This window comes from Kushneria sp. AK178 (assembly GCF_053903105.1).
This window is the reverse complement of record NZ_CP096381.1, coordinates 2,065,178-2,091,111: the sequence shown is the minus strand read 5'-3', so window position 1 is coordinate 2,091,111 and position 25,934 is coordinate 2,065,178. Positions and strand designations below refer to the sequence as shown.

Below are 25,934 nucleotides of genomic sequence, written 5' to 3'. Positions count from 1 at the left end.
AAGTTTTTACTGGATCGGGGAGTTCGGCTGCGTGATCAATCGTCGCAAGTTTTGTACGCTGGCAGCCGGGAGCCTGCTGCTGGGGCCGATGGCCTCTACCCGGGCGGCGCCGTCGGGATCAAAAGAATTACGATTGAGCCACAATCTGACGACCGATCACTCCGTTCACAAGGCGATGACCCTGATGGGAGAGCGTCTTTCGGAACTGACCGACGGCGCCGTGAGCCTGCGTATCTATCCCGGGGCCCAGCTGGGTACCCAGCGTGAATCGGTCGAGCTTGTACAGCGCGGCATCCTGGACATGGCCAAGACCAACGCCAGCGAGCTGGAAGCCTTTGATCCCGTGTTTTCCGTTCTGAACGTGCCCTATCTGTTCCGGAGCCGGGAGCATTTCTATGAGGCCCTGACGGGGGATATCGGTCGCGAACTCTTTCAGGCCTCGCGCAGCAGGGGATTCGAGGGGGTCACCTTTTATGACTCCGGCGCGCGCAGTTTCTATGCTACCCGGCCGATCCATGCCCCGGAGGATCTTCGCAACATGAAGATTCGGGTGCAGCCCAGCGCCACGGCAATCGCCATGACGCAGCTGCTGGGCGCCAGTCCGACCCCGCTGGCCTTCGGCGATCTCTACACGGCCCTTCAGCAGGGCGTCGTTGACGGGGCCGAGAACAACCCCACCGCACTGGTGACCGCCCGCCATGGTGAAGTCGCCAAATACTTCACGCTGGATGAACATACCCGGGTGCCGGACATGCTCGTGATGTCATCAAAAGCGCTGGAGCGCTTGTCGAGTGCGCAGCGAGAGGCGCTCTATCAGGCGGCCCATGAATCGATGATGTTCCAGAAAAGTGCCTGGGAAAAAGCCAGCGAACAGGCGGTTGTGACCGCAAGGGCGGACATGGGCGTTGAGTTCATCGAACTTGACCAGACCCCCTTCGCCGAGAGAACCCGGCCACTTCGAGACGAGATTGCCGCGCAGTCGACACAGTCTGCGAAGATCATCCAGGCGATCGAGCGTTTGTCGGTGTAGCTGTCCATATGCCTGAAGACACATGAGCACAGGGCAGGGACGGGCAGACGGTGGCCATTGCCGGACAGGCAGTGGCCACCGGTTTTTGAACGTTAATACCTCACAAGGAGAATACCGTGCTGAATCGTCTTCTGGTCACCGGCGCCGGTGGTGGACTGGGCAAGGCCCTGCGGCCGTATCTGTCCCGTCTGGCGCGCCATGTGCGTCTGTCAGACATTGTCGAGCTGGAGAAGGGCGGCGAACACGAGGAAATCGTGCGCTGCGAGCTCTCCGATGCCGATGCCGTCAGCGAGCTGGTACGCGACTGCGATGGTATTGTGCACCTGGGCGGCATTTCGGTGGAAAGTCCCTGGCAGAGCATCCTGCAGGCCAACATCATCGGTACCTACAACTTGTATGAAGCAGCCCGACATCACGGTCGCCCGCGAGTGGTGTTTGCCAGCTCCAACCACACCATCGGTTACTATCCGCGCACGACCCTTATTGACACCGAGTCGCCGCGCCGGCCCGATTCGCTCTACGGCGTTTCCAAATGCTTCGGCGAGGATCTCGCCAGCCTCTACTACCACAAGTTCAATATCGAAACCCTCAACGTGCGGATCGGCTCGTGCTTTCCGAAACCGGCCGATACCCGCATGCTGGCCACCTGGATGAGCGTCGAGGATTTCGTGGCGCTGCTGGAGCGCGCCTTTGTGGCGCCGAAGCTGGGGTGTACGGTGATCTATGGTGTCTCGCACAACAGCGAGGGCTGGTGGGACAACCGCAAGTCCTCGTTTCTGGGCTGGGTACCGAAGGACAGCTCCGAGCCGTGGCGGGCTGAAACCGAAGCCGCGGCCGGAGAGATCGATCCGGACGATCCGGCCGTGGTCTATCAGGGCGGCAAGTTTGCGGCGACCGGTCATCCCGACGACTGAGCCGGCCCCTGTCTGAAAGGCGTGCCGTCGCGCCAATGGTGGTTGTCAGCCCGTTCGAGAGAGCGGGCTTTTTTGTGGCCCCGTCCCCACCTTGTTGTGTTGCCGCCCTGTGACGATATCAGCAGCGATTTTGCCCAAAGTTCAATGTACCAAGGTCGCGTAGTTCTAAAAGTATGATGTATGACATTTTGGGGTCACATTCAGGGGCTGAAGCGCTGTAGGCGGACACTGCTTTCGAGCATCGCCCGGCACATCGAGTACCTCACGATTTCAACCACAAGCGCTTGCCGGCGCGTGCGATGTGTCGGTAGCCCAGCGACAACGCCACTTATCAGGGAGCTGTCATGGCGTCAAATACCGGGACACCCACCATCGTATCCATGCAGGTCATCCCCGTGGCCGGCCGCGACAGCATGCTGCTCAACATAGGGGGAGCTCACTCCCCGTTCTTTACGCGCAATATCCTGATACTCAAGGACAGTGCCGGGCGCGTCGGGGTCGGAGAAGCCCCCGGCGGCGAGACCATTCAGCACTCGCTGGAGCAGGCGCGTTCGGTGGTGGAAGGGCAGTCGCTGGGGAAGCTGCGCTCGATGGTCTCGAGCCTGGCGGCCAGCGGCCAGCGCGCCGACTTCAACGATTTCGGCAAGGGTGCCTGGACCTTTGAACTGCGCGTCAATGCCGTCGCCGCCCTTGAAGCCGCGCTGCTGGACCTGATGGGCCAGCATCTGGGCGTGCCCGTGGCGGAGCTTCTGGGCGAGGGCAAACGCCGCAACAGCGTCGAGGTGCTGGGCTATCTCTTTTTCGTCGGCGACGGCGAGCAGACGCCGCTGGACTATCGCCGGTCGACGCCCGGCCAGTCACATGAGTGGTATCAACAGCGTGACCGGGCGGCCATGACGCCCGAACGCATCGTGGAGCTGGCCCGGGCCGCGCAGGATCGCTACGGCTTTCGCGACTTCAAGCTCAAGGGCGGTGTGCTGTCCGGTGAGCGTGAAATCGAGGCGGTCACGGCGCTGTCGCAGGCCTTCCCCGGGGCGCGTACCACCATCGACCCCAACGGGGCCTGGTCGCTTTCGGAGGCGATCCGCCTGTGCAAGGACCTCCATGGCGTGCTCGCCTACGCCGAAGACCCCTGCGGCGCCGAGGAGGGCTTCTCCGGCCGCGAGATTCTCACCGAATTTCGTCATGCCACGGGGCTGCCGGTGGCCACCAACATGGTCGCCACCAACTGGCGCGAAATGGCCCACGCCCTGATGCTGCGCAGCGTGGACATTCCGCTGGCGGACCCGCACTTCTGGACGCTCTCCGGGGCCGTGCGCGTGTCCCAGCTCTGCGCCGATCACGGCATGACCTGGGGCTCACACTCCAACAATCACTTCGATATTTCGCTGGCCATGTTTGCCCAGGTCGGCGCCGCGGCTGTTGGCTCGGTCACCGCGCTGGATACCCACTGGATCTGGCAGGAGGGCGATGCCCGTCTGACCCGCGAATCTCCGGAAATCATCGATGGCCACGTGGCCGTCACCGACGCGCCGGGGCTGGGCATCGAGCCCGACATGGACGCCATCGAAAAGGCACACGCACTGTATAAATCCCTGCCGGCCGGGGGGCGCAACGACGCCATGGCCATGCAGTATCTGATCGACGGCTGGACATTCGACCCCAAACGGCCGGCCCTGGTGCGCTGATCACCGGTTGCACACGACAAGGAGAGAACTCATGAAAAGATTACTGGGTACGCTGACGGTCGCGGCCACGATGGTACTGGGCGCCCCGGCCATGGCCGCTGACTACCCCACCAAAAGTGTCGACATGGTGGTGCCGTTTTCTGCCGGTGGCGGCAACGACACCTTTATTCGCGCCCTGCAGCCGCTGCTGGAAAAACAGCTTGGCCAGGATCTGGTCATCCGCAATATTGCCGGTGGCGGCGGGGCAGTGGGTACGTCCCGGGTCGCCGCGTCAAACGCTGACGGCTACACCATGCTGGCGGCCAGCAACGCCATGCTGACGCTCGAAGCCATGGGCAATGTGGCCTTCACCCATGATGACTTCGATTTCATCGCCAAGGTCATCGAAGAACCCTACGTGATTGCGGTGGGTGACAACGACAAGTACACCGATCTGGAAAGTCTGGTCGAGGCCACAAGGGATGGCGACCGTGTCAGGGTCGGGGTCTCCGGGGTCGGTTCTTCAGCGCATATCGCGGCGGTGGCCATGCAGAATCGCACCGGCGCAAACTTCAACATCATTCCCTATCCCGGCGGCTCCGAGACAATCTCCGCGGCCATGGGCAACCATGTCGATGCGGTTGTGCTGGGCGGTGCCGAGCTGCGTTCGGCGCTGGAATCCGGTCGACTGACAGCGCTGGCCATGAGCTACGCCGAGCGCAGCGACTCGCTGCCCGAGGTGCCGACCTTTCAGGAAGCGGGTTACGACCTGACGCTAACGGTCTGGCGCGGGATCGCGGCGCCAAAGGGCATTCCCGAAGAGGTCGAGCAGCGCTGGGTCGAGGCCATTCAGCAGATCGTGGCCGATGGCTCCTACGAAGAAACGGCTGAAAACCTCGGCACACAACTGTCGCCGCTCTACGGTGATGAACTCGATGCCTTCATCGATGACTCGGCGGATGTCATGCGTGAAGCGGCAGGTGATCTGGCGAAATAGGGGGCCGGGCACGCCGTTGCACGATGGCGGCGTGCCAACCCGGTTCAGATGACGGTCAACGTTGGTTTCTTCAGTAATGGAGTCACAAGCATGCAACGTGATATCGGCAAGCCGCTATTCGACCTGCTGCTGCTGATCGCCTCAAGCGCGGCCTTTGCTGTCTCGACGACGCTGCCCAATATCGAAATCGTCGGCGATCTCTCACCAGCATTTTTTCCCATGCTGATCTCGGCGCTGGTCTTTTTGTTCGCCGTGCCCTGCCTGATCAGGGATTGGCGCGAATGGCAGGCCGCAGGCAGCGAGAGCCAGGGAGCCGGCTCCCGGCGCGGCGTGGTGCAATGGCTGCTGATCGTGGCGCTGGCGCTGATGTATATCCTCGTTTTTGAGCGGCTTGGCTACATCGTCAGCACGGCAGTATTCACCTTCTCCTGTGTGATCGGGTTGCTGCTCGCGGGCGGCGCATGGGGCGAGATGACGAATGCGCAGCGTCTCAAGAGCCTGGCGGGGGCGGGCGTTTTTGCCGTCGTACTGGCGGTTGTCATCTTTTATGTCTTTACCGAGCTGTTCGAGATCCCGCTACCGGCCTGATGTGCTGTCACGGCACGACCCTTAGGAGCGTTTCATGATTTCCGGCTATCTCGATGGACTGGGCATGGTGCTGCAGTTCACCACGCTGCTGGCAATTGCCGGCGGTACGCTTTTGGGTATCATCATGGGGGCGCTGCCGGGGCTGACGTCCGCCATGGCAGTAGCGCTGTTGCTGCCGGTGACCTTTGGCATGCCGCCGGTCATGGGCATCGGCATGATGCTGGGCGCGCTGTGCGGCGCCGGCGCGAGCGGCTCGATTCCAGCCATTTTGCTCAACATCCCGGGCACGCCGTCATCGGTGGCGACCACCTTTGATGGCTTTCCCATGGCCCGGAAGGGTGAGGCGGGGCGCGCACTGGGACTGTCGATCGTGGCCTCCTTTTGTGGCGGGGTGGCCAGCATGGTGATCCTGAGCCTTCTGGCGCCACCGATCGCGGATTTTGCACTGCGTTTTGGCGCCGCCGAATACTTTTCGCTGAGCGTATTCGGTCTGGTCATCATCGCCTCGGTGGCCGGCAAGTCACTGTTCAAGGGGCTGATTGCGGGGCTGCTCGGCTTTTTTGTCTCGACCATCGGTACGGACCCCATTACCGGCGTTGATCGCTTTACCTTCGGTGAATTGTCGCTTCTGACCGGCATCAATCTGCTGCCGGCACTGATCGGTCTGTTTGCCGTCTCCCAGGTGCTCAAGGATGCCTTTGAGTACGACCCGCATCAGCGCCTGAAGGAGAGCGGTCATCGCGTGGATGTGGCGCGCCCGCGGTTTGTGGAAACGCTACGCAACTGGCGGGCACTGCTGGCCGGTATTCTCTCCGGCTCGGTGGTCGGCCCCGTGCCCGGCGCCGGCGGCAGCATCGCCTCGCTGGTGGCCTACGACCAGACGCGGCGCTTTTCGAAACATCCCGATAAATTCGGCACCGGCCATGCGCCCGGCATCGTCTCGGTTGAAAGCGCCAATAATGCCCTGCTGGGCGGCGCCCTGATTCCGACGCTGGCGCTGGGGATTCCGGGCGAGGCGGCCACGGCGGTGCTGCTCGGCGGACTGATGATTCAGGGCGTCACGCCCGGCCCGATGCTCTTCGATGACCAGAGCGGCATTGTCTACGGCATTTTTCTGGCCTATCTGGTGGCCAACATCTGCATGCTGTTGATCATGTGTCTGGGCATCCGGGTGTTCATTCGCGTTTTGATGGTGCCGCGCAAGCAGCTGTTCTCGGCAATTCTGGTGCTGTGTTTCATCGGGGTCTATGGCGTCGATGGCGATGTCTTCAATCTCTATCTGATGCTGGGCTTCGGCATCCTGGGCTATTTCCTCAACCGCTATGACTTTGGCACCGCGCCGGTCATTCTGGGCCTGATTCTGGGGCCGATCGCCGAGTCCAATCTGCGCCGTGGGCTGCAGGCCTTCGAGGGGGACTGGACGCCGTTTGTCACCCGGCCCATCAGCCTGACCTTTCTGGTGATTGCCATGGGGCTTCTGGCACTGACGCTGTGGCAGAACTATCGGGCCGGGCGCGTGACCACCCCATCTTCCGGAGAGAGACAGGATGACCACCGTCACTCTTGATTGCCTGCAGAACGTGATCGAACGGGCACTATGGCGTGCCGGGCTGGCTCCGGAAAATGCGGCCGAATGCGCCCGGATTCACGCCGAAAGTACCCGTGACGGCGTGAGCTCTCACGGTCTTGATCGCATTCCCCGGTTGGTGGATTACCTGACGCGTGGCTGGGTCGACCCACAGGGGGCTCTGGCGCCGGTGCAGGCGCTGGGAGCGCTTGAAGTGTATGACGGCAACCTGGGATTGGGGGTATGTCACGCCATGCGGGCGACCGAGCGCGCCATTGCGCTGGCCCGGGGACATGGCATGGGGCTGGTGGCCGTGCGCAATACCACTCACTGGATGCGCGGGGGCACCTACGGCTGGCACGCGGTAGAGCAGGGCATGGCGGCCATCATGTGGACCAATACGGAGTCCTGCATGCCGGCCTGGGGCGCGAGCAGTCAGGGTATCGGCAACAATCCGCTGGTCATGGGCATCCCCGGTGGGCGGGCGCCGCTGGTGCTCGACATGGCCATGTCGCAGTTCTCCTATGGCCGTCTGGGTGTACTGAAAGCGCGCGGTGAACAGCTGCCGGTGGATGGCGGGTTCGACGATCAGGGGCGGCTGACGCGCGATCCGGACGCCATTCAGGCCACGCGTCGTATTCTGCCCACCGGCTACTGGAAAGGCTCGGGACTGTCGATTCTGCTGGATGCCATGGCGGCACTCCTATCGCAGGGACGGCCCACGCACGAGATTGATCAGGTGCAGCGTGGCAGCGGCACCGGCTGCTCTCAGGTGTTCATGGTCCTTGATCCAGAGCGGCTCGGCGGTATCGAGGCCTGCCGGGCCATGGTGGATGACATGACGGCGCACCTGTCGCAGGCGACGCCGGATGAGTCCGGTCGGGCAGTGCGCTGGCCGGGGGCGGCGACTTTCCATCGTCGTCATGACACGACCGATATCACGGTCAATCCCGATACCTGGGAAGCCGTTCAGCGCCTGGCAGGAGAAGGGGCAGCGCCCTGACGCGCCGCCCGATCGGTCGGTGCACGGCGCGGAAAGGGGTTACTGATTGTTGTCTTCGGCGACCCTCCGTGAGGCGGGAATCATGATCTCGGCCATCCCGGTGACGTAGGCGTCCAGCTCTTCGCCGAACAGCGGGCTGACCTCGACGCCGGTACTGTCGGCAAAGCGTTTGAACTCCGGCGCCTCGATGGCCTGCTTGACCGCCTCGACCCAGGCATCTTCCACCTCGTCGCTGACCCCGGAAGGCACGGCGATGCCGCGCCACTGGCTGACCGCCAGATCGTAGCCCTGCTCCTGCATGGTCCTGACCTCGGGCAGCAGTTCGCTGCGCTGACTGCCAGTCGAGAGCACGGCCTGCAATCGATCGCCCCGGATCTGGGACAGCACTTCGGAAGGATTGACCACCACGGCATCCACATGACCGCCCATCAGCGCCGAGATGGCCGGTGAGCCGCCGTCAAAGGGCACCACCTGCACCTCGATACCCAGCTGGCTGCCCAGCGTGGAGGCCACGACATAGGTCGAGGAACCCACCCCCGAGGTGCCGACCTGCAGCGGTCGGCCGCTGTCCCCGAGATCGGCGACCAGCGCCTCGGCATCCTGCCACTGGTCATTGGGCGTACTGACCAGCAGATAGGGCTCTTCGGTCACACGTGCCAGATAGTCGAAGTCCTGATACTTGAAGTCGACGTTGCCAAGGCCCTCCAGCGTGAAGTTCTGGTTGTTGGCCAGCGTCAGGGTGTAGCCATCGGGTTTGGCGGTCACGGTGCGGGTCAGTGCCAGCGCACCGCCGCCGGCACCCATGTTGCGAACCACGATGGTGCGACCCAAGGCAGACTCGAGCCCGGGCTGCAGCGCCCGCATCAGGGTATCAGAGGCGCCGCCGGGGGAGGCGGGCACGATCATGTCGAGATTGCGGGTCGGATAGTCGGCTGCGAATGCCGCTGTCGGCAGGGCAGTGGCCATGACCAGTACGGAGAGTGTCTTTTTCATGTGTGGCAAACCCCTCTCGGGTAGAAACATGACGACCGCCAGGCAGTGTCACGCTCGCCCACGGTTGTTGTCGGACAGCAGAAGGCATCTTACGCCGATTCTGTTAGCGCTATCATTGCGACCATCGTGGCACTGAAGGATCCAGGACAGGGAAGGGGAGGCCGGGGATTGAAGGCGATATGACAGGCGCCATTACCCGGGGGTGGTGCCTTGCCTGTACCATGAACTCCGCCGTGTACCCGATGTTTTGCTGGAATGGTCTGCTGGAGATATGCATGGGACGTTTTTCCGATTCCCGCACTGACGAGGCTGGCGGTGGCGGCCGCGACAATCCGCGCGCGACCGGTGCCGTACGTCTGAGCGACGTGGCCGCTGCCGCCGGCGTGGCGTCCATGACCGTGTCGCGGGCGCTCAATCAGCCGGAGCTGGTCAGCGAACGCACCCGCGAGCGCGTTCAGCGCGCTGTGATCGAGACCGGCTACGTTCCCAATCGGGTGGCCGGCGCCCTAGCGTCGAGCCGCAGCAAAATGGTGGCAGTGCTGGTGCCTACCGTGGCGCACTCCCTGTTTGCCGATGTGGTGCAGTCGATTACCGATACGCTGGCCGGCGAGGGCTATCAGGTGCTGCTGGGGCTGACCGGCTATCAGACCGGGGAGGAGGCCGCAGTGGTGGAAACCGTGCTGAGCCGACGACCGGATGCGCTGGTCGTGGCCGGCACCCGCCACTCAAAAGCCACGCGGCAGCGTCTTGAAGCAGCCCGTATCCCGGTGGTCGAGATCTGGGACATGAGTCACGATCCGTTGGACATGCTGATCGGCTTTTCCCACCGTGCGGTCGGGGAGGCGGTGGCCGACTATCTGCTGGAGTGCGGCTATCGGCGTTTCGGCCAGGTCATGGCCGATGATCCGCGCTCGCATGAGCGTGCCGAAGGCTTCAACGCGCGCATCACGGCCGAACAGAAGGCGCATCCGGACGCTGGTATCACCGTTATCACGCACTGGGCAGAAATACCGGCAAGTCTGGCCGGCGGACGTACGGCCGCCGCGGCCGTGCTGGCCGACATGCCCGGCTGCGAAGCGATTGTCTGCGGCTCGGATACCCTGGCGATGGGCGTCATTGCCGAGGCGCAGAGCCGTGCCATGACCATTCCGGAGACGCTGGCGGTCATGGGCTTTGGCGACATGAGCTTTGCCGCGGCGACCTGGCCGGCGCTGAGCACGGTGCGTATCGATGGCGCCGAAATCGGGCGACTGACCGCGACCCATCTGCTGCAGCGCTTTAATGCCGGCAGGTCGGCACCTGCCCGTGATGTCCTTGATGTCGGTTTCGAGATCGTGCCGCGCCAGACCACGCTGGCGCCCCGGTCTTAAAGGGCTTCAATGGCCGCTGAACAGCCCCTGCGCAGGCAGTATCGCGTGCATTAGACCTTGGTTCCGGTTGACATGACGCGCTGACCGCCGCGAAATGATAGCGCTAACATAATCAGGCCGCAGCCCCGCCCGGGCCGGTCCACGTGCCTTCGGAGTCCCCATGTCCCTTGATGCCATTGCCTCGATTACCTTCTCCCATGTCCTGCTGCCGCTGGCCACCCCCATCAGCGATGCCAAGGTGCTGACCGGCCGGCAAAAGCCGATGACCGAAGTTTCCTTTCTGTTTGCCGAGATCAAAACGCGGGACGGCCATACCGGCATCGGTTTCAGCTACTCCAAGCGCGCCGGCGGCTATGCCCAGTACGCCCACGCCTGTGAAATCGCGCCGGCCATCATCGGTGAAGACCCCAACGACATCGACAAGCTGTGGCAGAAACTGGTCTGGGCCGGCGCGTCGGTGGGGCGGGGCGGTGTCTCCACCCAGGCAATCGCGGCGGTCGATATCGGATTGTGGGATCTCAAGGCCAAACGGGCCGGTCTGCCATTGGCCAAGCTGATCGGCGCACACCGCGATTCGGTACAGTGTTACAACACTTCCGGCGGGTTTTTGCACACGCCGATCGACGAGGTACTCAAAAACGCCACGCAGTCGCTGGAAAGCGGTATCAAGGGCATCAAGATCAAGGTCGGCCAGCCCGACATGCGCATCGATCTGGAGCGGGTGGCGGCGGTGCGTGCCCATATCGGTGATGATGTGCCGCTGATGGTGGACGCCAATCAGCAGTGGGACCGCGCCAGTGCCCTGCGCTTTGGCCGCGCCATGGAAAAATACGAGCTGGTCTGGATCGAGGAGCCGCTGGATGCCCACGACGCCGAAGGCCATGCCGCCCTGGCCGCGGCGCTGGACACGCCGATCGCCACCGGCGAAATGCTCTCGAGCGTTGCCGAACACATGACACTCATTGAGCACCGCAGCGCCGACATTATCCAGCCCGACGCACCGCGCATCGGCGGCATTACCCAGTTTCTGAAACTGGCCACCATGGCCTCGCAGGCCGGACTGCAGCTGGCGCCGCACTTTGCCATGGAAATTCACCTGCATCTGGCGGCGGCCTATCCCACCGAGCCGTGGGTCGAACATTTCGACTGGCTGGCGCCGCTGTTCAACGAGTCGCTTGAAACCCGCGATGGCCGCATGATCGTGCCGGACCGCCCGGGCCTTGGCATTACCCTGACCGAGCAGGCACGCCAGTGGACGGTGGCTCATCAGACCTTCGGTGCCTGAGCATCGTGCGAAGGGCGGACTATGCCCTTCGTATAATGGCTTTAAAAGTATGATGTATGACAAAGTAGCTTTAACGCTCCACCGCGCGGCGGAGCAGGCCAAACCAGAGGATCCCTTATGATGTTTTCACGATCTGACGTGACGCGTGCTGCAGGCGATGGCCTGCTTTCCTTCCCGGTGACGGATTTCGACAGCGACGGCCGCTTCGACGCCGACAGCTATCGCCAGCGCATCGCCTGGCTGCTTGAATACGAGATCTCCACGCTGTTCGTCGCCGGCGGGACGGGCGAGTTCTTCAATCTGGGCCTTGAAGAGTTCGAGGAAGTGGTACGCGTCGCCGTAGAGGAAACCGCGGGTCGCGTTCCCGTGATTGCCAGCGCCGGCCAGAGCATCACCATGGCGAAGGCCCATGCTGCCGCGGCCGAAGCCGCCGGTGCCGATGGCATCCTTTTGATGCCGCCCTATCTGACCGAGTGCTCACAGGAAGGCATCGTCGAATACGCGGCCGAAATCTGTAACTCGACCAGCATCAACGTCATCTACTACAACCGTGCCAACGGGGCGCTGGAAGCCCCGGCCGTGAAAGCGCTGGCCGACCGCTGCCCCAATCTGATCGGTCTCAAGGACGGTCGCGGCGACATTCAGTCGCTCAACACCATCATCAAGACCGTTGGCGATCGTCTGATCTATATCGGCGGGGTACCGACCGCCGAAATCTTTGCCGAAGCCTATCTCTCCATCGGCGTGAACACCTACTCCTCGGCGGTGTTCAATTTCGTGCCGGAAATGGCCATCCACTTCTACAAGTCCCTGCGTGCCGGCGACCACGACACCGTGGCCCGCCTGACCAATGACTTTTTCATCCCCTTCATCGCCCTGCGCGATACCTGCCGTGGCTATGCGGTGAGCCTGATCAAGGCCGGGGCCGCACAGGTCGGACACCCTGCGGGCAACGTGCGTGCGCCGCTGACCATGCCCAGCGTTGAAGAAGTTGAGCAGCTCAAGACCCTGATCGAGCGCGTTCGCTAAACGTTTATTACAGCAGTCTGCTCGTGCGGGATCACCGGCCCGGGCAGTCGAGGAGATCGATGACATGAAAAAGCTGATGAGTCTTCTGGGTGCTGCCACGCTGTTGTCCAGCAGCATGGCGATGGCGGCCGATTACCCGTCCAGAAACGTTGAGTTTATCGTCCCCTGGTCGGCCGGCGGTGGTGCAGACAACGTGGTACGTGCCCTACAGCCGTCACTGGAAAAGGCACTGGGCACCACGATCGTGGTACGCAACATTTCAGGGGGCGGCGGTGCCGTGGGATTTTCACGCGCGATCGCCTCAAAACCGGATGGTTATACCGTTACCATCCCGACCAATGCCACCTTCACACTGGAAGGGCTGGGGAACGTCGCCTTCACGAAGGATGATTTCGATTACATCGCACGCGTGCTGGTCGAGCCCTATGTCATGGCGGTGCGTCCCAACGACGACTGGTCGGATCTGGAAAGCCTGATCGCCGAGCGCCAGGCCTCCGGTGAGCCGCTGCGCATGGGCGCCTCCGGGGTGGGATCATCGACGCACATCATGACCCTGATGCTGGGAGAGGAGCTGGGCCTCGAGATGCAGGTCATTCCGTTTGACAGCGGTTCCGCGGCGGTGTCCGCGGCCATGGGGGGCCACATCGACGGTGTGGTACTCAACCCCTCCGAGGTGGTGTCTGCCATCAACGGTGACCGTTTGACCTCCATTGTTACCACCGGCGAAGAGCGCAGCGGAGCACTGCCGGATACGCCGACCATGACCGAGGCCGGTCATGACTTCGAACTGGCCCAGTGGCGCGGTATCGCCGCCCCGAAAGGACTTGATCCGGAGATCGAGGCGAAGTGGGTCGAGGCGGTCAAGCAGGCCGTGGAAGACCCGCAGTTCCAGAAGGCCGCCCGCAGTATGGGGTCTGACATCAGTCCGCTGTATGGCGATGAGCTGGACCGGTTCGTTGAAAGAACGTCCGGACCGCTGATCGAAGAAGCCCAGGCCATTCGCCAGTAAGGAACCGGGAGGCTCCATGGTCAAGACACGCAGCGATGCGCTTTTCCATCTGGTGTTGTTGGCGCTGGCGGGCTGGTTTCTGCAGCAGGCCTGGCATCTGCCGGCCAATGCCGCGGGGGGGAGTCTCTCCCCCGCGTTTTTCCCCCGGGCCATCTCCTCGGCCATCGTGGTTTTGCTGCTTTTGTCGATGGTGCGCGGTCTGATCGCGGGCACGCTGTTCGCGCGTGACGCCTCCGGTGAGGCGGATGCGGCGCCGGTATGGGTGCCGGTAGTGGCCTGGTGTGCCGTCGCCCTGTTGCTGGTGCTCTATGCCGTGCTGCTGGAGCCGCTGGGGTATGTCATTTCCACGACGCTGTTCCTCTTTTTGTGCGTGGCCATTGTCAGCGCGTTGTCACACCGACACGGAGACACGATCAAACCCGTTCGTGTCCTGATGCTGGCCCTGTTTGCTGCAGCCGTATCCGTTGCCATCTTTTTAATCTTCTCGGTGGGGTTCGAACTCGTGCTGCCCACCATCGGCGTGATGGGGGTATAACATGGGAGATTATCTGGAAGCGCTCGGTCTGGTCTTTCAGTGGCATGTGCTGCTGGTGATCGGTGCCGGCACACTGCTGGGCCTGATCATGGGGGCCCTGCCGGGTCTGACGGCGGCGATGGCGATTGCGCTGCTGCTGCCGCTGACCTTTGGCATGCCGCCGGTCATGGGCATGGGCATGCTGCTGGGCACCCTGTGCGGTGCCATTGCGGGCGGGTCGGTGTCGGCCACGCTTTTGAACATTCCGGGTACGCCATCCTCGGTGGCCACGACGCTGGATGCTTTCCCCATGGCGCGCCGGGGCGAGGCCGGTCGGGCGCTGGGCATCTGTATCGTCTCCTCGTTCATCGGCGGTGTGTTCAGTGCGTTTGTGCTCAGCATACTGGCACCGCCCATTGCCGATTTCGCGCTGCGTTTCGGTCCGGCCGAATACTTCGCGCTGAGCGTCTTCGGGCTGGTCATCATCGCCTCGGTCTCCAGCAAGTCGCTGATCAAGGGGCTGGTGGCCGGTCTGATCGGGCTGCTGATCGCCACGGTTGGTACCGACCCGGTGGCCGGCGTGCAGCGTTATACCTTCAACAATCTGTCGCTTTTGACCGGCGTTAACCTGCTGCCGGCGCTGATCGGTCTGTTTGCCGTCTCCCAGGTGCTCAAGGACGTGGTTGACTATTTCGGCGGCGGACCCATTGAGCACAGCAAGAGCAGGATGGACCACGCCCGGCCGCGCTGGGTGGAAACCCTGCGCCACTGGAAGGTGCTGGCCTCGAGTTCGGTGATCGGGACGGTGGTCGGCGCCATTCCGGGCGCCGGCGGCAGTATCGGCTCGTTTCTGTCCTACGATCAGGCCAAGAAGATGTCGAAGACGCCGGAAAAATTCGGCACCGGCCATCCTGAAGGAATTGTGGCGTCCGAGTCTTCCAACAATGCGCTGGTCGGCGGGGCGCTGATTCCGATGCTGACGCTGGGCATCCCGGGGGAAGCGGCCACGGCGGTGCTGATGGGCGGATTGATGATCCAGGGCATCAGCCCGGGGCCGACGCTGTTTACCGATAACGGGTCGATCATCTACGGCATCTTTATCGCCTTTCTGGTCGCCAACGTCTTCATGCTGCTGATTCAGTGGTTCGGCATCCGGATGTTCGTCAAGGTGCTGCAGGTGCCGCGCAAGCTGCTGATGGCGCTGATCCTGATGTTCTGTGTGATCGGCGTGTATGCCGTGGATGCTGACATCTTCAACGTCTATCTGATGCTGGGCTTCGGGGTGCTGGGTTATTTCCTCAACCGCTATGACTTCGGCACGGCGCCGGTCATTCTGGGGCTGATTCTGGGGCCGATCGCCGAATCCAACATCCGCCGGGCGCTGCTGCTCTCCGGAGGAGACTGGAGCGTGCTGGTCACACGGCCGATCAGCCTGACCTTTTTGCTGGTATCCGCGGCCTTTTTGTTCTTCACCCTGTGGCAGAACCGTCGCCAAACGACCCCCCATTCATAGGAGAAGCCCTGTATGTCACTGCCTACCATTACACGCATGACCATCGTGCCGGTCGCGGGTCACGACAGCTTCCTGCTCAATCTCAGCGGAGGTCACGCGCCCTGGTTCGTGCGCTGTGTCCTGATTCTGGAAGACAATGCCGGCAATCGCGGTGTAGGCGAAATCCCCTCCAGCGAGGGGATTCTGAAAGGGCTCGAAAAGTGCCGTTCGCTGGTGGAGGGCACCCGTCTCAATGCCTGGAAGGGCACGCTCAACAACGCCCGACAGCTGCTGGCCCGGGGTGGGCCGGAAGAGCGCGGGCGCCAGACCTTTGACCTGCGGGTGGCAGTGCATGTGCTGACCGCGATCGAATCGGCGCTGCTGGACCTTTACGGTCAGGCCGTCGAGACGCCGGTCGCCGATCTGCTGGGCCGCATGGGGCGCCAGCGTGATGAGGTCGAGGCGCTGGGCTATCTCTTTTTGCTGGGTGATCCCGACAAGACGGATCTCCCTTATCCGAAGGCCGACAACCCGCGCGATGACTGGGAGCGTCTACGCTGTCAGGAGGCACTGACGCCGGACGCCGTGGCCGAGCTGGCCCGGGCCGCGCACGAGCGCTACGGCTTTCGCGATTTCAAGCTGAAAGGCGGCGTGCTGCCGGGCGAACAGGAAGCCGACTGCATCCGCGCCATGCACGAGATCTTCCCCGAGGCGCGCCTGACGCTGGATCCCAACGGGGCCTGGTCACTGGAGGAGGCCATTCGAGTGCTGGAGCCGATCCGCGACATTCTCAGCTATGCCGAGGACCCCTGTGGTCAGGAGGGCAGCTGGTCGGGGCGCGAAACCATGTCGGAGTTCAAGCGCCGTACCGGACTGCGCACGGCCACCAACATGATTGCCACCGACTTCAAGCAGCTGCAGTACGCCGCCATCATGAACTCGGTCGACATCCCGCTGGCGGACTGCCACTTCTGGACCATGCAGGGCGCGGTCATGGTCGGCGAGCTCTGCGACGAGTGGGGCATGACGTGGGGATCGCACTCCAACAACCACTTTGATATCTCGCTGGCCATGATGACCCACGTGGCCGCGGCCTGCCCGGGCGAGATCACGGCGATCGATACCCACTGGATCTGGCAGGACGGTCAGCGCCTGACCGAGCAGCCCTTTGACATTCGTGACGGCAAGCTGAGCGTGCCGCAAACGCCCGGGCTTGGCGTGACACTGGATCAGGGCAAGCTGGATGAAGCGCATGCGCTGTATCGCTCGCTGGACGTTCGCGCCCGCAACGATGCCACCGCCATGCAGTATCTGATCGATGGCTGGACCTTCGATCCCAAGCGCCCCGCGCTGGTGCGCTGAACCTGGCAAGACGCAATGCAACCATCAGGAGACAAAGATGCAACTGACAGGCGAACTTCTTATCGGACAGCACGCCATCAAGGGCACACGCGATCCGGTTCAGGCCATCAATCCCGCTACGGGCGAGACAATGGAGCCGGTCTACAACGGCGGCAGCAGCAACGAGGTCGAACAGGCCTGTGCGCTGGCCTGGCAGGCCTTTGATCAGTACCGGGAGACGTCACTGGAAGACCGCGCCGTCTTTCTGGAAACCGTTGCCGAGGAGATCGAGGCAATCGGCGATGCGCTGGTCGAGCGCGCCGTGGCTGAAACCGGTCTGCCCGAAGGGCGCATTCAGGGCGAGCGCGGGCGGACCTGCGGGCAGCTGAGGCTGTTTGCTCGCGTGGTGCGCGACGGCGAGTGGCTGGACGTGCGCGTTGACCCGGCCATGCCGGATCGTCAGCCGATGCCGCGTACCGATCTGCGCCAGCGCCACATCGGCCTGGGCCCGGTGGTGGTCTTCGGCGCCAGTAACTTCCCGCTGGCCTTCTCGGTCGCCGGTGGCGACACGGCCTCGGCGCTCGCCGCCGGCTGCCCGGTCATCGTCAAGGCCCACGGCGCCCACCCGGGCACGTCCGAGCTGGTCGGTCGTGCCATTCAGAAAGCGGTGGCGCGCTGCAACCTGCCGGAAGGCGTCTTCTCGCTGCTGTACGGCACGGGCCGCGACGTGGGCACGGCGCTGGTCAGCGACAAGCGCATCAAGGCGGCCGGCTTTACCGGGTCGCGCAGCGGCGGCATGGCGCTGTGGAAAGTGGCGCAGTCGCGCGAGGAACCGATTCCCTTCTACGCCGAAATGAGCAGCATCAACCCGGTCTTCCCGCTGCCGGAAGCGCTCAAGGCGCGCGGTCGCGACATGGGCAAGGCCTTTGTCGGCTCCCTGAACATGGGTGCCGGTCAGTTCTGCACCAATCCGGGGCTGGTCATCGCCATCAAGGGCGAGGCGCTCGAGACCTTCAAACAGGCGGCGACTGAAGCGCTGGCCGATGCCAATGCCCAGACCATGCTCACCCCCGGTATCAGCGATGCCTACCGCGAGGGCGTTGAACGTCTGTCGCAGCACAGCGGTGTGACCGAGCTGGGCCGCGGCCCGACCGGTGAGGGCGCCTACATGTGTCAGGCCGGTCTTTATACTGCCTCGGCGCAGACCTTTCTGGCCGATACCGGGCTGCAGGATGAGGTCTTCGGGGCCACCTCGCTGATCGTTGAATGCGTTGACAGCGACGAGCTCAAGGCGGTGACCGAGCATCTGGAAGGGCAGCTGACCGCCACGCTGCAGATGGATGATGCCGATATGGAAAGCGCTCGCGCGCTGGTGCCGATTCTGGAGCGCAAGGCGGGCCGTATTCTGGTCAACGGCTGGCCGACCGGTGTCGAGGTCAGCGATGCGATGGTCCACGGTGGTCCGTTCCCGGCAACCTCCGATGGCCGTACCACGTCGGTCGGTACGGCCGCCATCAAGCGCTTTCTGCGTCCGGTCTGCTATCAGAACCTGCCGGATGCCCTGCGTCCGCAGGCGCTGCGCGATGACAATCCGCATCAGCTCAATCGACTGGTGGATGGCAAGCGCGAAGAGGGCTGATCCGGTCTGCTGTCAGATCAGCTGTAAACGAAAGGGCCCGCCGAGAGGCGGGCCCTTTTCATGATAACGTCAGCTCATGGTAGCGCTCGACGCTGCTCACGCCGGCCGGGTGCGACGCTCAAAAAAGCGATATGGTCCATGTATGATGTATTACCCTGACCCGTGAACGCGCCGTGTTCGACACTTCGATGTGCCATCGGGCGCTGTGTTTCATGGAACGGATATGTGCCACGACAGGGCAGAAGATGGTCAACATGAAAACGCTCAAGCTTGAACGTATTACCCAGCAGGGCAGTCTGTCGGGGCAGATTGCCCGGCAGCTGGAAACCTCGATCGCCAACGGGCAGATTGCCGTGGGCGACAAGCTGCCCACGGAGAGTGAGCTGTGTGACATGTTTGGCGTCAGCCGCACCGCGGTGCGCGAAGCGATCGCGCACCTGCGCTCCTCGGGGCTGATCGAAACCCGTCGCGGTATCGGCACGCGTGTCATCCAGGCGCGTCAGTCGGAGCCGTCGCCGGCCCGGCGTATCAGTGCCCATACGGTGGAGGATATCCTGCACGTGCTGGAGCTTCGCCTGACGCTGGAGCCGCAGGCGGCCGCCCTGGCCGCCGAGCGCCATGACGAGGAAGATGCGCGCCGGCTCGAAAGCGCCCATGCGGCCTTTCTGGAGGCGATGAAGGAGGGCCGACAGGCCCGTCACGAGGACTACCGGTTCCACCACGCCCTGATCGAGGCGACACACAATCCCTTCTTTCTCTCCTTCTACGAGCCGCTCAGCCAGGAGGCCATTCCCCGTGCCCGGCTGGTCGACAACGAGCTGAATGTCGAGGCGGCCCGGCGTTATCTGGAGATGGTGGCGGGAGAGCATCAGGCCATTCTGGATGCTGTACTGGCGCGTGACCCCGAGCGCGCCGACCAGGCTGTCAGGGATCACTTCTCCCGGGCCAGACAGACCTATTCGGCCTACCGCGAACAGCACTGATGCCGGGGTCGGACGTCGATGTTGCCACGGTTCGGGTCAGGCCTGCGCCTGCCCCTGTCCCAGGCGCTGCATCGACGCGACGAAGTCGTTGAACCGCTCCCCCTGAAGCAGAACATGGTCTCTGAGTTCGCGCTGCGCGGTGTCGGCATCGCCGGCCATCAGTGCTGCCACGATGCGCTCATGCTCGCACCAGGAGCTTTCCAGCCGGTGGCGGGCGTGCAGCTGCAGGCGTCGGTAGGGCTTCAACATGGCGTGCAGTCGCCTGGCTTCCTGAGCCAGAAAACCGTTCTGGCCGCCTTCATAGATCAGGCGATGAAATTCGCCGTTTTTGTAGTAGTAGCCGTTGACATTCCCTTCGAGCATGCACTGACGACACTCGGCCTGCGCCTGCTGCAGCGCCGTCAGGGTCTCACGGGGCATGCGTCGCGCGGCCAGCCGGCCGCACATGCCTTCAAGTTCTGCCATGACCTCAAAGCGCTCGACCAGTTCGGTCACGCTCAGCCGCGCCACAAAGGTGCCGCGCTTGGGGGCCACCTTCACCATGCCGGAGGCGGCCAGCTGGGTCAGCGCTTCACGAATGGGCGTGCGCGAGCACTGATACTGGCGCGCCAGCGCTTCGGGGTCGAGGCGATCTCCCGGGGCGTAGTGGCCTTCCACGATGGCGTCTTCCAGCAGATCACGAAGCCGCTGCGCCTGTGGAATGCGCCCTCCTGGACTTTCATTCAATAGACTTTCTTTCATGTTGACACCCCATGGCGGCGCGCAGATTGTTGTATATAACAACGCGGTGACATGTATATGAAAAATACCTTTCCGGTGAATGACAGGCAAGCGACAGCACCGGGCACCGCGACTCCCGTTCACGCCACCGATGAGGGCCGCCATGAACGTCAACATGAACTTTCTCCAGGAGCTGCTATCGGGCATCGAGCGCCGCACTCGTGAGCGGTTTCGCAGCACCGGTGGTGAAGGCAACGATAAAAAGGCCAGCCTGGCGCAGCTGGCCTCGAGCTGCGACACGCTCATGCAGCGCGGCGGGGAGGCCTCCCAGATCCTGATCGCCCAGCAGGCGCTGGTGCGCTATCGAAGTCTGGATGACGCCGACAAGCTGGCCTTTTTCGAGATGCTGGCCGAACGCTACGCCGCTGACAGCGACGACATTCACAAGGCCTACCGGGACTGGAGCGAGCGCGAGGACAACGCCAACCTTCAAAAGCTCTTTGCCGCCTGCGAACCGCGTCGCCAGCACCTGTTGCGCCGGCTCAACCTCTGCCCGGGCGGCACCTATGAACTGGTCACCATGCGCGCCGATCTGCTGCGCTTTTTGAAAACCAATCCCGAACTGGCGCCGCTCGATGATGACTTCGAGCACTTGTTCGCCTCCTGGTTCAATCGCGGTTTTCTGATGCTGGAGAGCATCGGCTGGAACACGCCGGCGGCGGTGCTGGAAAAGATCATCCGCTACGAGGCGGTCCACGCCATCCAGGACTGGTCGGACCTGCGCCGCCGGCTCGATCCCGGTGATCGGCGCTGCTACGCCTTTTTCCACCCGGCCACCGGCGATGAGCCGCTGATCTTCGTTGAAGTGGCGCTGTGCAAGGGCATTCCCGACAACATTCAGACCATTCTGGCCGGCGGTCAGGAGGTCGCGCCGGGCGAGGCGGATACGGCGGCCTTTTACAGCATCAGCAACTGCCAGACCGGGCTCAAGGGCATCTCGTTCGGCAATTTCCTGATCAAGCAGGTGGTTCAGGAGCTCAAGCGCGACCTGCCGGGGCTGACCAACTTCGTCACGCTTTCGCCGGTCCCGGGCTTTGCCCGCTGGCTGGAGACACAGCGTGAAGAGGGCGAGCTCGCCGAGGACGATGACGTCTGCGCCGCCCTTGATCGCGGCACCTGGGCCATCGATGACAAGGAGCGCCAGCGTCTGGCCCCCGAGCTGCGCGGGCTGGCCGCACACTATCTGCTGGAGGCGCGCAACAACCGCGGGCAGCCGCTGGACCCGGTGGCCCGCTTTCATCTGGGCAACGGCGCCAGCCTGCACCGCATCAACTGGCCGGGGGATACCTCGGAGAAGGGGTGTCAGCAGGCCCATGGCCTGATGGTCAACTATCTCTACGAGCTCGATCGCATTGAACAGAACCACGAGGCCTTCAGCCGGGAGGGCACGGTGGTCTGCGCCAGCGACATCCGTCGTCTGGCCAGAACCGGGCGCAAGCGTCTGGCCTCGCGGGACAACGCCTGACGCGAGCAGGGCAGTCGGCCTCTTGCGGGGCAGCAAGGGGGCAAGGATCTACTGGCAGGAGTTCCCATGAACCATAATCTTTATCTGCAGTTTTATCCGCACTTCGAGCGCCATCCCGACAAGGTGCTCATCGATACGCCCGAAGGCGAGCAGTATCGCTACGCCGACGTACTGGCACAGTCGCGGCGGTTTGCCGGCGTTTTGCTGGCGCAGGGCGTGACGCCGGGCGATCGCGTGGTGGTGCAGGTCGACAAGAGTGCGCAGGCGCTGATGCTCTATCTGGCCGCGCTGCAGGTCGGCGCGGCCTGGCTGCCGCTCAACACCGCCTATACCGAATCCGAGATCGAATACTTCTTGAATGACGCCGAGCCGCGCCTGTATGTCTGCCGACCCGAGGATCTGGGGCGGGCCCGCGAGCTGGCCAGCCGCTGCGGTGTGGCCCATGTCGAGAGTCTGGGGGTGGCGCGTGACGGCACCCTGATGGAAAAGGCCGAAGCGGCCGCCGAGGAGACCGGGATTGCCGAAGTGGGTCGGGATGATCTGGCCTCGATCCTGTACACCTCCGGCACCACCGGGCGCTCCAAGGGCGCCATGCTGACCCACGGCAATCTGGCCGCCAACAGCCAGGCGCTGGTCGAGACCTGGCAGTTCTCCGAGGCCGATCACCTGCTGCATGCGCTGCCGATCTTCCACACCCACGGCCTGTTCGTGGCCTGCAACGTCACGCTGACGGTGGGCGGCTCCATGACGCTGCTGCCGAAACTGGATATCGAGCAGCTGCTGGATCTGATGCCGCGCGCCACGGTGCTGATGGGCGTGCCGACCTTCTATACGCGACTGCTGACCAGCCCGCGGCTCGATCGCGAGCGCACCGCCAACATGCGCCTTTTCATCTCGGGCTCGGCGCCGCTGCTGGCCGAGACCCATCGCGAGTTTTCCGAGCGCACCGGTCACGCCATTCTGGAGCGCTACGGCATGACCGAGACCAACATGAACACCTCCAATCCCTACGACGGTGAGCGTCGCCCCGGCACGGTGGGCATGGCCCTGCCCGGCAGCGAGGTGCGCATTACCGACCGCGACAGCGGCGAAACACTGCCGGACGGTGAGACGGGGCTGGTCGAGGTGCGCGGGCCCAACGTCTTCAAGGGCTACTGGCGCATGCCGGAGAAAACCCGCGAGGAGTTCCGTGACGACGGCTTTTTCATCACCGGCGATCTGGGTCTGATCGATGACAAGGGCTATCTCAGCATCGTCGGCCGTGACAAGGATCTGGTGATCTCGGGGGGCTACAACGTCTACCCCAAAGAGGTCGAGCAGTGGATCGATGAGTTGCCCGAGGTGCTGGAGTCGGCGGTCATCGGCGTGCCGCATCCGGATCTGGGCGAGGGTGTGACGGCGGCGGTGGTACTGCGGGACAACGCGCGGCTCGAGGAAGCGCAGGTACTGGCCGCGCTAAAGGAAAAGCTGGCCCGCTACAAACAGCCCGGGCGTGTGTTTTTCATCGAGGCGCTGCCGCGCAACGTGATGGGCAAGGTGCAAAAAAACGTCCTGCGCGAGCGCTACGCCGACATCTATCAGGCGGCGGCCGCCCATCACTGAGACCGACGGGCAACAACAATAACGCCTTCCATGACGTCATGGTCGGCCGCGGCCATCACAGCGTGTCTGCGGTGGTTGGGCCGACCCGACAAATACAAGGAGATGGATCATGGTGATTTATGGTGTGGCACTGCTGGCCGGCTGCATGCTGGTCGGTCTGATCATTGGTGATGTGCTGGGGCAGCTTCTGGGCATCAACGCCAACCTCGGCGGCGTGGGGATCGCCATGCTGCTGCTGATTTTCGTGACCGGCTATCTCAAGGCGCATGACCACCTGCCGGCGAGTACCGAAAGCGGCATCAACTTCTGGAACGCGATGTATATCCCCATCGTGGTGGCCATGGCCGCCAGCCAGAACGTGGCGGCGGCGTTCAGCGGTGGCATGGTGGCCATTCTGGCCGGCGCGCTGGCCGTGGCGCTGGGGCTTGCCATGGTGCCGCTGCTCACCGGCAAGCGCGTGGAAGACGCCGCGCCGCTGGATGCTCGTCCGGCACCGCCGGTTCAGGGCCGTGCACAGCATTGATCCTGTCCTGCCACCCTACCACTGAGGGCCGTCACAGGGCGTTGCGCGACGGCTTACGGAGAGTTTCATGAACGATTCCATCATGTCACTGCTGGACAAGTATCACCTGATCGCTGCCTTCGCCGTGATCGGCCTGACCATGTTCGTGTCGCACTGGATGAGCAAACATCTGACCGCCAACCGGCTGCACGGCTCGGCGATCGCCATTCTGATCGGGCTGGCACTGGCCTATTTCGGTGGCATTTACACTGGCGGCAGCAACGGGCTGGCGGATATCTCCCTGTTTACGGGCCTGGGCCTGATGGGCGGCGGGATGCTGCGTGATCTGGCGATCATCGCCACCGCCTATGGGGTACGCTTCAACGAGATCAAAAAGGCCGGCATGCGCGGGCTGGTCGCGCTGTTTGCCGGTGTACTGGTGTCGTTTCTGGCCGGTGCCGTGGTCGCCATCGGCTTTGGCTACACCAGCGCCGTGGACATCACCACCATTGCGGCCGGCGCGGTGACCTACATCGTCGGCCCGGTCACCGGGGCGACGCTGGGCGCCAGCTCCGAGGTCGTGGCGCTGTCGATCGCTGCGGGGCTGGTGAAATCGATTCTGACCATGATCGCCACGCCCATGGTGGCGCGTCTGATCGGGCTGGATAACCCGCGCTCGGCGATGATCTTTGGCGGGCTGATCGGCACCACCAGCGGCGTGGCGGCGGGGCTTGCCGCCACCGACGCGCGTCTGGTGCCCTACGGGGCGATGACCGCCACCTTCTATACCGGACTGGGGATTCTGCTGGCGCCCACGGTGCTGTTTCTGGGCGTGCGGCTGTTTTTCTAGAAAACGTCTGCTTGAGACACCATCGCCGCCGACCCGAGAGGGCGGCGGCGATGGCATGTCAGGTATGCTCTGCTTTCGACGCGTCACGGCGTTTGAACGTCAGGCTTCCAGCCCGTCACTCCTCCAGAAAATAGTCGCTGTCCAGCCGCTTGATCTCGAAGCGGTCCACGGTGGAGACGCCGACGTTGTGATCGATCATCAGCCGCGCCAGCTGCGGGCCGTCGATCAAAATGATGCGGGCTTCAAGGCCGGTGACGTACTCCTGCGCCTCGCGGGTGAAATGCGAGGTGGTGATGAACACGCCCTTGCGCGCCCGCTTGCCGGACAGCGCGCCGGAAAATTTCTGAATGTCCGGGCGGCCCACCGGATTGGCCCAGCGCTTGGCCTGCAGATAGAGGGTTTCAAGGCCCAGCGGGTCCTCGTTGATGATGCCGTCGATGCCGCCATCCCCGCTTTGCCCCACGTTCTGGCCCGCCGATTCGCCGCAGCCGTAGCCCATCGTCATCAACACATCGATGACCAGCTGTTCAAAGCGCGCCGGATGGATCTGCTGCATCCGCTCGATCAGGTCGAATTCGAGATCGGCACGAATGGCGCGCCATGAAACTTCCATGCTCTCCAGCGGGGTGAGACAGTCCGGCACGTCCTCCATGGTGTCCTGATCGTCCGGGCCACGGACGCGAGGCGTGCTGCTGGTGCGCCGGCGAAACGCCTGAAAGGATTCAAAGCCCATCAGATAGGCCATGTCGATATGGCGCACCTCGCGCAGGGTGATGTAGCCCTGCGGCGTGATCGCCACCAGCCCGCGGCCGCGGGACTCCAGAAGCCCGGCCTTGCGTAGATAGCTGGCCGCCCAGGTCACGCGGTTGTTGAACAGATACTGCTGGCCGCTGGGGCTGAGCTGATGGCGCTCCTGTGGCGTCAGCTCGAAGGCATCGGCAAGCGTTGCGTAGCTGTCGCGCAGGCGCAGCGTTTCGGCCCCGGCGGTCAGCTGCAGCAGCGGGTACATCAGGGCGTGAAAATCGGGAATCGGCATATGACGGCGAGCACGGCTCCGGTAACGAGTGACCCCGGCCGGGGCATCGACCCGGCCGGTGACGGTATTGTCTCGCATCCTGGTGGCGCGGCGCCACGGCCCGGTGATGCGACAGGGCCGGGCGGGCAGGGGCGGTACCTCTCAGCATGAGGGAGAAACGCCGCTCGTGCCAGCGTTGACCCGTGCTGATCCGGCTGGCCCCCGATCCGGGGGTCCGTCGATGGCAGGCGGTGCCACAGCATCTTGAAAAGACAATGAAAACCGCCCCTGTTCACTCG

23 protein-coding genes are annotated in these 25,934 nt (G+C 63.5%); 20 read left to right on the top strand and 3 right to left on the bottom strand.

Going from position 1 to position 25,934, the window contains the following annotated elements; genetic code table 11:
• The first annotated feature begins 31 nt into the window (after nt 1-31).
• The 7 genes from M1D97_RS09490 to yiaK all read left to right on the top strand — a co-directional run bounded on the left by M1D97_RS09490 (nt 32) and on the right by yiaK (nt 7,766).
• The gene (locus M1D97_RS09490; protein WP_456267501.1) at nt 32-1,030 is read left to right on the top strand and encodes a TRAP transporter substrate-binding protein; all 999 of its coding nucleotides are present in this window, start codon (nt 32-34) and stop codon (nt 1,028-1,030) included.
• Between the two features lie 116 nt (nt 1,031-1,146).
• Nucleotides 1,147-1,944, top strand: coding sequence for an NAD-dependent epimerase/dehydratase family protein (locus tag M1D97_RS09485; protein WP_456267500.1), 798 nt, complete (start codon nt 1,147-1,149; stop codon nt 1,942-1,944).
• A gap of 344 nt (nt 1,945-2,288) precedes the next feature.
• Entirely contained in the window at nt 2,289-3,632 is a 1,344-nt protein-coding gene (locus M1D97_RS09480) for an enolase C-terminal domain-like protein (protein WP_456267499.1), read from the top strand.
• Between the two features lie 31 nt (nt 3,633-3,663).
• Nucleotides 3,664-4,608 (top strand): Bug family tripartite tricarboxylate transporter substrate binding protein, encoded by a 945-nt coding sequence (locus M1D97_RS09475; RefSeq protein WP_456267498.1) that lies wholly within the window; start codon nt 3,664-3,666, stop codon nt 4,606-4,608.
• 48 nt (nt 4,609-4,656) lie between these two features.
• Complete coding sequence (locus tag M1D97_RS09470) at nt 4,657-5,196, top strand: tripartite tricarboxylate transporter TctB family protein (RefSeq protein ID WP_456267497.1); 540 nt, start codon at nt 4,657-4,659, stop codon at nt 5,194-5,196.
• A 34-nt stretch (nt 5,197-5,230) separates the two neighbouring features.
• Entirely contained in the window at nt 5,231-6,763 is a 1,533-nt protein-coding gene (locus M1D97_RS09465) for a tripartite tricarboxylate transporter permease (protein WP_456267496.1), read from the top strand.
• Nucleotides 6,744-7,766, top strand: a complete 1,023-nt coding sequence (gene yiaK / locus M1D97_RS09460; RefSeq protein WP_456267495.1) for a 3-dehydro-L-gulonate 2-dehydrogenase — start codon at nt 6,744-6,746, stop codon at nt 7,764-7,766. Before M1D97_RS09465 ends, yiaK begins: the two co-directional genes overlap by 20 nt.
• 39 nt (nt 7,767-7,805) lie before the next feature.
• Here yiaK and M1D97_RS09455 read toward each other — a convergent pair whose 3' ends face one another.
• Nucleotides 7,806-8,759, bottom strand: a complete 954-nt coding sequence (locus M1D97_RS09455) for a tripartite tricarboxylate transporter substrate binding protein (RefSeq protein ID WP_456267494.1) — start codon at nt 8,757-8,759, stop codon at nt 7,806-7,808.
• Between the two features lie 275 nt (nt 8,760-9,034).
• Between M1D97_RS09455 and M1D97_RS09450 the strand changes: the two genes are divergently transcribed.
• The 9 genes from M1D97_RS09450 to M1D97_RS09410 all read left to right on the top strand — a co-directional run bounded on the left by M1D97_RS09450 (nt 9,035) and on the right by M1D97_RS09410 (nt 19,421).
• Nucleotides 9,035-10,129: a LacI family DNA-binding transcriptional regulator gene (locus M1D97_RS09450; RefSeq protein ID WP_456267493.1), complete on the top strand. Its 1,095-nt coding sequence runs from the start codon at nt 9,035-9,037 to the stop codon at nt 10,127-10,129.
• A gap of 160 nt (nt 10,130-10,289) precedes the next feature.
• Nucleotides 10,290-11,414 carry an L-talarate/galactarate dehydratase gene (locus M1D97_RS09445; RefSeq protein WP_456267492.1) on the top strand — a complete coding sequence of 375 codons (1,125 nt, stop codon included), beginning with the start codon at nt 10,290-10,292 and terminating at the stop codon, nt 11,412-11,414.
• Between the two features lie 117 nt (nt 11,415-11,531).
• On the top strand, nt 11,532-12,443 hold the full coding sequence (kdgD, locus tag M1D97_RS09440; protein ID WP_456267491.1) for a 5-dehydro-4-deoxyglucarate dehydratase: 912 nt from the start codon (nt 11,532-11,534) through the stop codon (nt 12,441-12,443).
• 64 nt (nt 12,444-12,507) lie between these two features.
• Nucleotides 12,508-13,452 (top strand): Bug family tripartite tricarboxylate transporter substrate binding protein, encoded by a 945-nt coding sequence (locus tag M1D97_RS09435; RefSeq protein ID WP_456267490.1) that lies wholly within the window; start codon nt 12,508-12,510, stop codon nt 13,450-13,452.
• A gap of 16 nt (nt 13,453-13,468) precedes the next feature.
• Nucleotides 13,469-13,987 carry a tripartite tricarboxylate transporter TctB family protein gene (locus M1D97_RS09430; protein WP_456267489.1) on the top strand — a complete coding sequence of 173 codons (519 nt, stop codon included), beginning with the start codon at nt 13,469-13,471 and terminating at the stop codon, nt 13,985-13,987.
• Between the two features lies 1 nt (nt 13,988).
• On the top strand, nt 13,989-15,479 hold the full coding sequence (locus M1D97_RS09425; RefSeq protein ID WP_456267488.1) for a tripartite tricarboxylate transporter permease: 1,491 nt from the start codon (nt 13,989-13,991) through the stop codon (nt 15,477-15,479).
• Between the two features lie 12 nt (nt 15,480-15,491).
• Entirely contained in the window at nt 15,492-16,820 is a 1,329-nt protein-coding gene (locus tag M1D97_RS09420; RefSeq protein WP_456267487.1) for an enolase C-terminal domain-like protein, read from the top strand.
• A gap of 37 nt (nt 16,821-16,857) precedes the next feature.
• Nucleotides 16,858-18,438, top strand: coding sequence for an aldehyde dehydrogenase (NADP(+)) (locus tag M1D97_RS09415; protein WP_456267486.1), 1,581 nt, complete (start codon nt 16,858-16,860; stop codon nt 18,436-18,438).
• Between the two features lie 212 nt (nt 18,439-18,650).
• Entirely contained in the window at nt 18,651-19,421 is a 771-nt protein-coding gene (locus M1D97_RS09410; protein ID WP_456267485.1) for a FadR/GntR family transcriptional regulator, read from the top strand.
• A gap of 36 nt (nt 19,422-19,457) precedes the next feature.
• Here M1D97_RS09410 and M1D97_RS09405 read toward each other — a convergent pair whose 3' ends face one another.
• Entirely contained in the window at nt 19,458-20,162 is a 705-nt protein-coding gene (locus tag M1D97_RS09405; RefSeq protein WP_456267484.1) for a GntR family transcriptional regulator, read from the bottom strand.
• A gap of 142 nt (nt 20,163-20,304) precedes the next feature.
• Here M1D97_RS09405 and M1D97_RS09400 point away from each other — a divergent pair, with 142 nt between their 5' ends.
• The 4 genes from M1D97_RS09400 to madM all read left to right on the top strand — a co-directional run bounded on the left by M1D97_RS09400 (nt 20,305) and on the right by madM (nt 24,620).
• Nucleotides 20,305-21,666 carry a malonyl-CoA decarboxylase gene (locus tag M1D97_RS09400; RefSeq protein ID WP_456267483.1) on the top strand — a complete coding sequence of 454 codons (1,362 nt, stop codon included), beginning with the start codon at nt 20,305-20,307 and terminating at the stop codon, nt 21,664-21,666.
• A gap of 66 nt (nt 21,667-21,732) precedes the next feature.
• Nucleotides 21,733-23,268, top strand: a complete 1,536-nt coding sequence (locus M1D97_RS09395; protein ID WP_456267482.1) for a malonate--CoA ligase — start codon at nt 21,733-21,735, stop codon at nt 23,266-23,268.
• Nucleotides 23,269-23,377: 109 nt separating this feature from the next.
• Nucleotides 23,378-23,791 carry a malonate transporter subunit MadL gene (gene madL, locus M1D97_RS09390; RefSeq protein WP_456267481.1) on the top strand — a complete coding sequence of 138 codons (414 nt, stop codon included), beginning with the start codon at nt 23,378-23,380 and terminating at the stop codon, nt 23,789-23,791.
• Nucleotides 23,792-23,858: 67 nt separating this feature from the next.
• Nucleotides 23,859-24,620, top strand: coding sequence for a malonate transporter subunit MadM (gene madM, locus M1D97_RS09385; protein ID WP_456267480.1), 762 nt, complete (start codon nt 23,859-23,861; stop codon nt 24,618-24,620).
• Between the two features lie 115 nt (nt 24,621-24,735).
• On the opposite strand, the gene M1D97_RS09380 is transcribed toward madM, so the two are convergent.
• The gene (locus tag M1D97_RS09380) at nt 24,736-25,734 is read right to left on the bottom strand and encodes a restriction endonuclease (RefSeq protein WP_456267479.1); all 999 of its coding nucleotides are present in this window, start codon (nt 25,732-25,734) and stop codon (nt 24,736-24,738) included.
• Between the last annotated feature and the right edge of the window lie 200 nt (nt 25,735-25,934).